The organism is Bradyrhizobium sp., from assembly GCF_036735945.1.
GTDB lineage: Bacteria > Pseudomonadota > Alphaproteobacteria > Rhizobiales > Xanthobacteraceae > Bradyrhizobium.
In genome coordinates this window covers 1-10546 of the sequence record NZ_DAINNI010000151.1, presented here as the reverse complement: position 1 = coordinate 10546, position 10546 = coordinate 1, and the positions used below count along the sequence as shown (strand labels likewise).

Annotated in this window: 11 protein-coding genes; 8 read left to right on the top strand and 3 right to left on the bottom strand. The window is 61.7% G+C overall.

Annotation, left to right across the window (positions count from 1 at the left end; translation table 11 throughout):
- Window positions 1-608 (top strand): SphA family protein (locus tag V7E26_RS26830; protein WP_324422175.1); only part of this gene is annotated, 608 nt, incomplete at its 5' end.
- A gap of 38 nt (window positions 609-646) precedes the next feature.
- Here the strand turns inward: V7E26_RS26830 and V7E26_RS26825 are convergent.
- Window positions 647-913, bottom strand: a complete 267-nt coding sequence (locus V7E26_RS26825) for a hypothetical protein (RefSeq protein ID WP_324422173.1) — start codon at window positions 911-913, stop codon at window positions 647-649.
- Window positions 914-940: 27 nt separating this feature from the next.
- Between V7E26_RS26825 and V7E26_RS26820 the strand changes: the two genes are divergently transcribed.
- Complete coding sequence (locus V7E26_RS26820) at window positions 941-1519, top strand: DUF992 domain-containing protein (RefSeq protein WP_324422171.1); 579 nt, start codon at window positions 941-943, stop codon at window positions 1517-1519.
- Window positions 1520-1589: 70 nt separating this feature from the next.
- On the top strand, window positions 1590-1946 hold the full coding sequence (locus V7E26_RS26815; protein ID WP_324422169.1) for an HdeA/HdeB family chaperone: 357 nt from the start codon (window positions 1590-1592) through the stop codon (window positions 1944-1946).
- Window positions 1947-2100: 154 nt separating this feature from the next.
- On the opposite strand, the gene V7E26_RS26810 is transcribed toward V7E26_RS26815, so the two are convergent.
- Window positions 2101-3180 (bottom strand): alpha/beta hydrolase, encoded by a 1080-nt coding sequence (locus V7E26_RS26810; RefSeq protein ID WP_324422167.1) that lies wholly within the window; start codon window positions 3178-3180, stop codon window positions 2101-2103.
- Window positions 3181-3637: 457 nt separating this feature from the next.
- Here V7E26_RS26810 and V7E26_RS26805 point away from each other — a divergent pair, with 457 nt between their 5' ends.
- Together V7E26_RS26805 and V7E26_RS26800 are read left to right on the top strand one after the other, a co-directional pair.
- Window positions 3638-5398 (top strand): DUF1254 domain-containing protein, encoded by a 1761-nt coding sequence (locus V7E26_RS26805; protein WP_324422165.1) that lies wholly within the window; start codon window positions 3638-3640, stop codon window positions 5396-5398.
- Window positions 5399-5517: 119 nt separating this feature from the next.
- On the top strand, window positions 5518-6627 hold the full coding sequence (locus V7E26_RS26800; protein ID WP_324422163.1) for an HlyD family secretion protein: 1110 nt from the start codon (window positions 5518-5520) through the stop codon (window positions 6625-6627).
- A 374-nt stretch (window positions 6628-7001) separates the two neighbouring features.
- Here V7E26_RS26800 and V7E26_RS26795 read toward each other — a convergent pair whose 3' ends face one another.
- The gene (locus V7E26_RS26795; RefSeq protein WP_324422161.1) at window positions 7002-7475 is read right to left on the bottom strand and encodes a winged helix-turn-helix transcriptional regulator; all 474 of its coding nucleotides are present in this window, start codon (window positions 7473-7475) and stop codon (window positions 7002-7004) included.
- A gap of 210 nt (window positions 7476-7685) precedes the next feature.
- Here V7E26_RS26795 and V7E26_RS26790 point away from each other — a divergent pair, with 210 nt between their 5' ends.
- From V7E26_RS26790 to V7E26_RS26780, 3 genes are all read left to right on the top strand, one after another.
- Window positions 7686-8336 (top strand): 2-hydroxychromene-2-carboxylate isomerase, encoded by a 651-nt coding sequence (locus V7E26_RS26790; protein WP_324422159.1) that lies wholly within the window; start codon window positions 7686-7688, stop codon window positions 8334-8336.
- 54 nt (window positions 8337-8390) lie between these two features.
- The gene (locus V7E26_RS26785) at window positions 8391-9974 is read left to right on the top strand and encodes a class I adenylate-forming enzyme family protein (protein ID WP_324422157.1); all 1584 of its coding nucleotides are present in this window, start codon (window positions 8391-8393) and stop codon (window positions 9972-9974) included.
- Window positions 9975-10016: 42 nt separating this feature from the next.
- The coding region (locus V7E26_RS26780) for an SDR family NAD(P)-dependent oxidoreductase (RefSeq protein WP_324422155.1) at window positions 10017-10546 on the top strand (530 nt) is incomplete at its 3' end.

Here is a 10546-nt window from a genome sequence, read left to right as displayed (position 1 = left end):
GCAGTTTCGGCGATTCGATCACCTCGGTCGGCGACCTCTACCCGCAGGCGACGCTCAAGTGGAATGCCGGCGTGCACAATTTCATGACCTACGTGACCGGAGACGTTCCCGTCGGAGCTTACAGTCCGACCCGCCTCGCCAATCTCGGCATCGGTCACGCTGCCGTCGACGCCGGTGGCGGCTACACCTATTTCAATCCGCAAGCCGGCCACGAGTTTTCGGCGGTCGCGGGCTTCACCTACAATTTGAAGAATCAGGATACGCAATACCAGAACGGCGTCGACTTCCATCTGGATTGGGGCGCCTCCCAGTTTCTATCCAAGCAGGTCTTCGTTGGCCTTGTCGGATATGCCTATCAGCAGATCACCGACGACTTTGGCCAGCATCCCGCTCTGGGTGGTTTCCGGTCGCGGGTGCTCGGCGTCGGTCCGCAGGTCGGCTTTCTGTTTCCCGTGGGCGAGATGCAGGGTTACCTGAACCTCAAAGGCTACGGAGAGTTTGCCGCAGAGAATCGCCCGGCCGGTTGGAACACGTGGCTGACGTTCTCGATATCGCCGATGGCGCCGACCAGCACCGTGGTGCCGACCCGGCGGATAGTGACGAAGTAATTTCATGACCGCGGCCGCGGCGGCCATTGGCGTCGGGCTCACAATGGTCGGTCCACTCTGCGCTGCTCGGTGATGCGCTGGCATCGCCGACGAACAGCAACTCGAAATCGAGTGCGAATTGCGCCGAGCTTGGCACCGCGCGATCGCACCATGAGCAGCACGCGGTCGAGCGGCGTCACCTTGTCGTTGATATCGACCGTGGTGGCCAACCCCGAGACAATGTTGCTGCGCAGGTCGTAGCCGGCATCGCGCGCTGCCTGGAAGCAACAAGAGAAGGAAACCCGGCGTGACGTCGGTTTTTGCATAGCGGCTAGCCAATGCGGATGCCAGATTTGCTCCTCATCAAGAGGGACGAGGCATTGTCTACTCCAGCCGTATCCGGCGTTCGCACCGAGATAAAATCCGGAGGAAAATTGAAGAGGGAGGACATCGGCATGAATCTCAAGGTGTGGGCGCTTTCCGCAGCGCTGTTTGCACTCGTAGGTCCAGCTACGGGTCAGACGCCGACCTGGACCCAGTCGGGCATGCTGACTTGCAAGCTCAACCCGAGCATCGGATTCATTATTGTCGGCCACCAGTCGATGGAGTGCCGATTCGTGCCATCCATCCCCGGCCCAGCGCAAATCTATGAAGGCGCGCTCAACACGGTGGGCATCGATATCGGGGTGATCGGCGGCGGCGCTCTGGCCTGGGGCGTATTGGCGCCGACCGCTGGCGTGCCCACGGGGGCGCTGGCGGGTACCTATGTTGGCGCAAGCGGCGACGTGGCGTTGGGACTTGGCGTCGGAGCCAACGTCCTGGTCGGCGGATCTGGAAGAAGCTTTGCGTTGCAGCCGCTTTCAGTCGAAGGGTCGGTCGCTCTTGACGTCACGCTGGGCTTATCCGCGCTGCAACTGCGATGGGTTCCTTGAGTGAGCTGCGCAGGCCGTGCAGCGCACCCCATGTCGAATTGTGCAAATCCGCGTAATCAGAGGATCTAACATGCGACATCTCTTCGTTATCGCCACTACGACTATGATTGCCTGCTCCGGCGCCGCCGCTCAAACGCCGCTTTCGGCTTATGTCGACAGCAATGGCTTCATCAACGTTCAAACGTTGACCTGCGCCCAGCTCGCGGGCACTTACCAGGAAGACGCTGACGCTCTGACGGCCTGGTACAGCGGTTGGTACAACGGCTTGGCCAAGAAGCACTATATGGACCTGAAAAAGGGAAAAGTCGTCGAGCATGAAGTGATCGAATACTGCAAGGCGAACCCGGGCAAGCTCATCATCGAAGCGATCGCTGTCGTGTTCAAGGATGAGAGGGCGAGACTGGGAATTCGGATGAAGGTTGACTGAAGAAGCACAGGCAGCCGAACGGCCGCCTTTGGCGGACTGTCGAAACGTCGTCCCGCGATTTGAGTTGCCTTCCGACAGGAAAACAGTGTGCCTGTTATTGGCAGCATCGCGTTGTCGAACGTCTATCGAGTGATCTTGCGCGAAAAGCTTGGCGCTATCGGCGCTTTTCCTGAGCCGAAGCTGATCGTTGCTCGTCCGGCAGTCTTTGCTCGATCATCGTCATCACGTCGGTGATGTCATCAAAAGCCCGGCTGTGCGCATTGTCGCCGGAGGTCCTCAGCTTGGTCAGATCGAACACGACGATATTGTCGCGCGCAAGCTCGCTGCGGTACGGTTCTTCGTGGACGTTCACGTCGCCCATCCGCGGGACGCCACCCCAGATGATTTTCGAGACGTCGAGTGCCGTGTCATCGCGTGATACGAACAGCTCGATGCGTGGCCGATATGGACCCATCCGTTGGATCTCGCTGCGAAAGACATCGACGTCGATGTCCGGTGCGACGAGGAGAGCGTTTTTCAACTTGCTGGAGCGATCGCGGTTCGCCGCCGCTGCCATCTGAATGGAGCGCGCCCTCAATGCCTCCAGCGCGACCCAGTTGCCCATGGAGTGCGCGACAATGTTGATCTCGGCCACGTTGGGGTCTCGTGAGAGCGCCGCCAGCAATTGTTCCAGTGCATCGCGCGAATAGTTGGCGCTCTCACGATCATACGTGTAGGCGGACAATGCCACTTCGCCACGGGAAGGCCATGTATACAGAACGGGGATCGCCTGCGACTTCGAGTCGTGGACGATCTGCGCAAACCGGAATACGGCTTCGTCAAACCGGTTGTTGAATCCGTGGACGAAGATGAGGACTTTCGTTCGGCCGGCCTGCGCCGCGCGGGTGATCGCTGAGCTGAACTCTGCCTTGTCGATGTAGCTCGCGGCCGCCGTCACGAATTCGCGCTGAGGATTTCCCGGCGCTGATGCCGGCCATTGGACGTGCCCGACCGTCCGCGTCGCATTCGGCGGAATCGAGATTGTGACGGTGGCGTAGGAAACCGTGCTCGCGCGTTCGCCGTTGAACATCGTTCCCGGATTGTCGGGGACAGCCTGCCTGGTCGTCGCCACGAGTATCGGCACTTGCGTCGCGCCGTCCGCGGCGACGTCGACCGGCCTCATCATCTGGTCCGGGATGCCGGCACAGGCGCCGCAGGTCAATGCTGCGGCTGTCAGGATCAGAAAACGCAACATGGTCCCATAACTCTGCGAGGTGGCGATTATCTGGCGGCTTTCGTCACCGCGCGAATCCCGTCGCGCCCAAACCTCAGGCGAGGCCGAGCGTCGACAGGAAGCTGGTCCATCTATGTCGTTGAAACGGGAGGCGGCGTCTTGCCATTTCACGCCAGCAGGGACAGGCTGCAGCAGTCACCGGAGAAGAGCGGGGGCGGGCTACCGGCGTCCTTCCCGAAAGCCCCCAGGGAGGCGTCCCTCCCCCGACTGATTGGCGCGAAATGGCAAGATGCCGTTGCGCCGAGAGGTCATTCTGGACGTCTCCGAACGCGTATGGCTCTGGTCACGACAGGGGAGCGTGTGATTCCGGCATCGGGACAGTTGCCGTTGCCTATCCGGCTGAGCACGCCACGACAACACGAACGACATCGAACGAGGCGAAGGCCTCTTCCAAACAAACAAAACTGGAGGCCGAGACATGAAATCTGCAGACCGCAAGCTGTCCACGCTGTCGCTTCTGTTCGCTGCAACCCTTGTTGCCGGCACATCCCAAGCCGGCGCGCAGACGCCGAAAGAGCTCACCACGCCGGATCGGGTCGAGACCAGAATCGGCGTGCTGGAGTTCAAAGACGGCGCGCCAACCATGGAAACCGCCGAGAAGGTTCGCGACACGCTGGACTTCACACGCGCCCTCAACGTTTACAACAACAGCTTCCGCGGCGCGTCGGCGTATGCCCTGGGCAAAGGTTTTCAGAGTATCGGCGCTGAGGACAACACCCCGGTCATCTTCTCCGACTTGATGGATGCGAAGTCGCTGTTTCTCACTGCCAATGCCGACACCATCTACTACATGGCGGTGGTGAACCTGTCTAAGGGGCCGATGGTGGTCGAGCAGCCCCCGATGGGGCTGGGCACCATCAACGACATGTGGTTCTCGTGGATCGTCGATATCGGCTTTCCGGGGCCGGATCGCGGCGAGGGCGGCAAATACCTCCTCATACCGCCTGGCTACGATGGCCCGCTGCCGGAAGGTGGCTTCTACATCGCGCGCTCCAAGACCAACCGCGTGCTGTATGCGGCGCGATCATTCCTGGCCAACAACGATCCCAAGCCAACCGTTGAGTTGATCAAGAAGCATCTCAAGATTTATCCCTACACACCGGGCGGCGTAGGCACGAGTATCGCGACAGCCCTGGAAGGTAAGGTGCGGCTCGACAAGAGCCCGCCTGTTCCCGAGATCAAGTTTATCGAGGCCAGCGGCAAGGCGTTCAACACGGTCCCGCCCAGCGATTACGGCTTCTTCGAAATGATCAACGAGAACGTCCAGCAGGAGCCCGCGACCAGTTATGACGTGGAACTGTCAGGACAGCTCGCCGCCATCGGCATCGTGAAGGGCAAGCCGTTCAAGCCCGATGCGCGAATGAAGAAGATCCTCACCGACGCCGCCGCCGTTGGCAACGCGACCGGCCGCCTGCTGAACTGGCGCTACGCCGTGCCTCATCCGGAATGGGCGTATTACCCCGGCTCGATGTGGGGCAGCATGCTGTGGGAGGGCGGCGCCAATTTCGAGACGCCGCCGCCGGAGTTCACCAAAGAGGGCATGTTCAAGCCACTCCCGCCGACCGGCGCACGGACGCTGGATTCGCGGACTGCGTTCTACTACGGCTACACGCTGGATTCGCCGGGCATGATCATGCGCATTCCCGACGTCGGCTCGCAATATCTCATGGGCTTTGTCGATTCCGCCAACAACCCCTTTGACGGCGGCAAAACCTATAAGGTAACGCTGCCCAAGGGCATCCCTGCGCGGGCGTTCTGGTCGTTCACGGTCTACGATAACCAGACGCGATCGATGCTCGACACGCCGCAGCGCTATCCGCGCGCCGGCAGCCAGACCTATCCATCGCCAGCCGCCGAAGCGGGTGTCGACGGCTCGACGACCATCTATTTCGGCCCGACGCAGCCGCAGGGAGTGCCGCGCGGCAACTGGATTCAAACCATGCCCGGCAAGGGCTGGTTCACGATCCTGCGTCTCTACAGCCCGCTCGAGCCATTCTTCACCAAGGCGTGGCGGCCGAGCGAGATTGAACTGGCTGCCGCCGGTTCGAACCCCACCGAAACGCTCGGGCAGAGAATTGAGCAGACCATCGACAAGCGAGAAGAGTGCCGCAAGCAGGCAGAAGCCCAGAAGCTTGGTGAGATCGAGCGCCTTCGGTTCATCGAAAAGTGTGTTCGATAGCCCGCGTCGCACGACACGGATAGCAGGCTGCTCGGGCGCATTAATCGTGCCGGGCGGCCTGCGGAGGTGACGGACAGAAGGGCCGTGCCTCGACGCATGGCAGACACCAGAGGCCAATCATGTTCATCATCCTGACGCTCTACGTGATCCTGGTGTGGTTCTTTTTCTCGAAGCTCAAGCTCGTCAAATGGGGTTGGGCTTCCGGCACCGTTACGGTTCTCATCGGCGCGTTCATCCTCGCGGTGTTCCTGGCGATGTTCAACTACCTGACTCCGTCGGGAAGCTTTGTCGTCATTTCGCGCGTCGCGGAGATCACCCCAAATGTTTCGGGCCAGGTGGTCGAAATACCGGTCAAGCCGAATGAGCCGGTGAAAGCCGGGAGCATCCTGTTCCGCATCGATCCGGCGCCGTTCCAGTACAAAGTCAGCCAACTCGAGGCCTCGCTCGCCCAGTCACGGCAGCAGGTCAAACAACTCGCGGCCAACTACGAGCAGGCGACGGCCAACGCCGAGGGGCTTGGCAAGCAACTCGCCTATCACAAGCAGCGGCTTGCGGATTACAGCAAGCTCACCGGCGAGGGTGCGCAAACCGAGTTTCGCCTGCAAGACACACAGGTTCAATACGAGACGGTGGAGTATCAGCTCCAGGCGGCCAAAGCCGCGCAGTTGAACGCACAACTTGCCATGGAGTCGGAGGTCGGCGGCGTCAATACGACGGTCGCCCAAATCCAGGCCCAACTCGACAATGCCAAGTGGGAACTCGACCAGACGACCATCCGTGCGCCCGCCGACGGCAGCGTTACGGTGATGGCGCTCGCCGTCGGCGACCGCACCGTGCAGGCGCGCTCCGTGATGTCGTTCATCGTCGCCGACGAGATCGCCATCGTCGGCATGTTCTCGCCCAACGGTTTTAAGACCATCAAGCCCGGCGCGCGGGTGAAGCTCGTGTTCGACGACGATCCCGGCCGGATTCACAACGCGGCGATTACCTCCATCCCGCAGGGCGTGGGACAGGGCCAGATTGCGGTTTCGGGGACGCTCGCGCGGGTCGGCTCGATCGGCGGCGTCAAGGCCTATCCGGCGGCCATTTCCATACCCAAGGACATCGACCGCAGCCAGCTCAGGCTCGGGATGCCGGGAACTGCAACCGTGTTTGCAGACAACGCCGGGGTCGTCGGCTTGATCATGTCAATCCTGGTCTGGATCAGCTCGTATACGGCGTTTCTTTGACCCCTTTGGTTATCGGCAACCACCGATGCTGTTCTGACCCACATCGTCAGTTACCTAGCAATCTGCACCCGTCGACGATTTTCTCCAGATTGCTTACTCGCCAAAATGAGACAGAACCGCAGCCCCGGTTCGGCACATATATCGTATTGCAAAACAATGAAGAAGATGGCGCACCCGACACGATTCGAACGTGTGACCTTTGTCTTCGGAGGGCAACGCTAAGCGACTGCCTCAAATAGTAATTTGAGATGGTTGCATGTCCCCGCAACCAAGATACGCCTCTGAGAATGAGGCATTCGAAAGCCGCCCCTCGAAGGGCGGCTTTCTTTTTGGGTAGCTTAATGGCCCTGGCCGTTCAGCGCCGCTCTACCGCTTCACGCCGACGCCGCGCTGGCTTTCGCCGCGCCCGGCCCCGGATGCGTGTGTACCTGCTTCGCCACCAGCGGCTCGCCGCATTCGGAGCAGATCATCACGGGATCGAACATTTTTCCGCAGTTCTTGTGCTGGTGTAGCAGCGGGCGGCCGCGCTCGTCGACCATGTGGGTGTCGCCCCAATGCACGATCGACATCACGACGGGATAGAGGTCGAGGCCGCGCTGCGTCAGGATGTATTCGTAGCGCGCCGGGCTTTCCTGGTAGCGCGCGCGGCGCAGCACGCCGTAGCGGACGAACTTTTTCAGGCGATCGGCCAGCAGGTGCCGGGTGATCCCGAGCCTGGATTGAAACTCCTCGAAGCGGCGAATCCGAAGAAAGCACTCACGCAGGATCAGCAGGCTCCAGCGATCCCCGATCACGGCAACCGTGCGCGCCAGCGAGCATGGTTCTTCTTCAAGTGTGTCCCAGCGCATCGCGCTCTCCAGCATTGATCAATTCAACCAACAGCATAGCGCATATAATTCCTTATCGGAACTTATAAATAAGGTCATCCGCCCGTATCACACACGACATTGTACGGATGATCGTGGCTTGACAGTTCTTTTTTAGAACTATAGAAGAACAAGGATCGAGGTCCGGCCGCGCGATCGCGTCCGGCAAAAATCGAGGCGAGGGAGGATCGAATGAGCAGTGCCGGCGCGCTGAAGGTCCAGTTTCTGTTCGATTTCGGCAGCCCGAACGCCTATCTCGCGGCGCGCCTGATCCCTGACATCGAGCGGCGCACGGGCACCAAGTTTGCGTATGTGCCGGTGCTGCTCGGCGGCATCTACAAGCTCACCGGCAACAGCTCGCCTGCCGACTATCTCAAGGGCATCAGGAACAAGGGCGAATACATGACGCTGGAGACCGAGCGCTTCATCCGCCGTCACGGCATCACGACGTTCAAGCGCAATCCGTTCTTCCCCGTGAACACCCTGCAACTGATGCGCGGCGCAGTCGCGGCAGAAGCCGAAGGTGTGTTCTGGCCGTATTTTGAGGCGGTCTTTCACCACATGTGGGAAGAGCCCAGGAAGATGGACGATCCAGGCGTGATGCGCGAGGCGCTCGCCTCGTCGGGCATCGACGTGGATCGCATCGTCGCGAGATCGCAGGATGCTACGGTCAAGAACCGCCTGATGGCGCTGACGCAGGATGCCGTCGATCGCGGCGCTTTCGGCTCGCCGACCTTCTTCGTCAACGGCGAGATGTTCTTCGGCAAGGACCAGCTTCGCGACGTCGAAGAGGAAATCGTTGCGCAACAGGGCGCAGCGGAAGCCGGTCGCCGCGCGTCCTGAATCATCTGGATCACCACAAGCAGCAGAGACAGGTTCATTTTGAAAGAGGGCGCCGTGAAGAAAGTTCTCGAAAACATCACCGCCGATGACCTGATCGAGGGGCTGCCGTCGCGGGTACACGATGTCTATGCGAGGTTTGCGCGGGAAATACCCGATCACCCGGCGTTCGTCGAGGCCGGCCGCACATGGAGCTACCGTCAGTTCGCGGACGCGGTCGAGGCGGTGGCCCGCGATCTGCGCGAGTTCGAGGTCCGGCCCGGCGATCGGGTGATGGTGGCCAGCGAGAACAGCGTAGCCCTTGGCGCAATCCTGTTCGCCATCGGCAAGCTCGACGCCTGGGCGATTGCGGTGAACCCGCGTCTCAGCGCCCGCGAGCTCGAACAGATCCGCTCCCACAGCGGCGCCCGCCGCGTGCTGTTCAACGCGGCGCTCTCCAAAGAGGCCGCCGATCACGCCGCGCACGCCGGGGCCGCGATCGGCTCGATCGGGCCGTTCGGCGGCATCGGCATCGGGCCGCTGAATGAGGATACGCTGGCCGAGCCCGTCGAGGCCGATTCCGCGCGCCAGGTCGCGGCGCTGATGTACACCTCGGGCACGACAGGGGCGCCGAAGGGCGTCATGCTCAGCCACCGCAACCTGCTGGTCGCGGCAAGAACGTCCGGCATCGTGCGAAACACCGGTCCTGCCGACCGGATCTACGGCGTCCTGCCGATGTCGCACATCGTGGGCTATTCGATCCTGCTGGTAGCGACCTTGATGCACGGCGCGACGCTGCATGTCGTCGCAAGAGCCGATCCCGCCGCGCTGGCCGAGGCGATCGCGAGGGACGGGATCACGACGCTTCAAGGCGTGCCGGCCACCTATCAGCGCCTGCTCGAACACAAGGCGGTAAAGGGCATATCGCGCCTCGATCGTGGCCAGTTGCGGATGATGTGCGTGGCCGGTGCGCCGCTCGATCCGACGCTGAAGCGCCGCATGGAGGAAGAGTTCGGCATTCCGCTGCTCAACGGCTACGGCATCACCGAATGTGCGCCGGGGCTATCGGGCGTGCGCGAGGCCCAGCCTGCCACTGACGAAACCGTGGGGCGTTTCCTTCCCGGCATCGAACATCGCATCGTCGATCGCGAGGGCCATCATGTCGCCGAAGGCGACGTCGGCGAGTTGCATGTTCGGGGTCCCAACGTGATGCTGGGCTATTATCGCGCGCCGGATCAGACCGCTGCCGCGATCGATCGCGACGGCTGGTTCAACACCGGCGACCTGGCGCGGGTCAGCCGCGAGGGCAATCTCTATATCGAGGGGCGCACCAAGGAGCTGATCATCCGCTCCGGCTTCAACGTCTATCCGGCCGAGGTCGAGGCCGTGCTCAATGCGCACGAACTCGTGGTGCAGTCGGCCGTGGTCGGACGCAGCGTCGAGGGCAATGAGGAGGTGGTCGCGTTCGTCCAGCTTCTGCCCGGCGCGAAAATCGAGGTTGACGAGCTCAAATCCTATGCCGCCGGCCTGCTGACTTCCTACAAGCGGCCGGGCGAAATTCATTTTCTCGACGTCTTGCCCGCGGCGTCCACCGGCAAGATCGTCAAACACAAGCTGCGGGAAGCCGCGAACCGGCGCAATATCGGCGCGGCCGCCGGCTGACGCGTAAGCCGTGCCGACGGGCAGCGAACAGGAGAACAGCAAATGCCTAAGAGAAATGCGACCGCGGCGATCATCGGCGCTGGAGACTATATCGGCGCCGAGATCGCCAAAAAATTCGCCGCCGAGGGTTTTACGGTTTTCGCCGGGCGCCGCAACGGCGACAAGCTGGCCCCGCTGGTGAATGAAATTCAGGCGGCCGGCGGCACGATCTTTGCGCGCTCGCTCGACGCGCGCAAGGAAGAGGAAATCACCGCTTTCCTCAACGATGCCGACAAGGAAGCGCCGCTCGAGGTCTGCATCTTCAATGTAGGCGCCAACGTCAACTTCCCGATCCTCGAGACCACCGAGCGGGTGTTCCGCAAGGTCTGGGAGATGGCCTGCTATTCGGGCTTTCTCGCCGGCCGCGAGGCCGCGCGCCTGATGGTGCCGCGCGGGCAGGGCAGCATCTTCTTCACCGGCGCGACGGCCAGCCTGCGCGGCGGACGCGGTTTTGCCGCCTTTGCCAGCGCCAAGTTCGGGCTTCGCGCGGTGGCGCAGGCGATGGCGCGCGAACTCGGGCCGAAGAACATCCA

What these genes read in the sequence shown, in the direction of transcription:
- V7E26_RS26825 (WP_324422173.1), bottom strand. Translation starts at nt 913, where the DNA reads ATGCAAAAACCGACGTCACGCCGGGTTTCCTTCTCTTGTTGCTTCCAG.
- V7E26_RS26815 (WP_324422169.1), top strand. Translation starts at nt 1,590, where the DNA reads ATGCGACATCTCTTCGTTATCGCCACTACGACTATGATTGCCTGCTCC.
- V7E26_RS26810 (WP_324422167.1), bottom strand. Translation starts at nt 3,180, where the DNA reads ATGTTGCGTTTTCTGATCCTGACAGCCGCAGCATTGACCTGCGGCGCC.
- V7E26_RS26805 (WP_324422165.1), top strand. Translation starts at nt 3,638, where the DNA reads ATGAAATCTGCAGACCGCAAGCTGTCCACGCTGTCGCTTCTGTTCGCT.
- V7E26_RS26800 (WP_324422163.1), top strand. Translation starts at nt 5,518, where the DNA reads ATGTTCATCATCCTGACGCTCTACGTGATCCTGGTGTGGTTCTTTTTC.
- V7E26_RS26795 (WP_324422161.1), bottom strand. Translation starts at nt 7,475, where the DNA reads ATGCGCTGGGACACACTTGAAGAAGAACCATGCTCGCTGGCGCGCACG.
- V7E26_RS26790 (WP_324422159.1), top strand. Translation starts at nt 7,686, where the DNA reads ATGAGCAGTGCCGGCGCGCTGAAGGTCCAGTTTCTGTTCGATTTCGGC.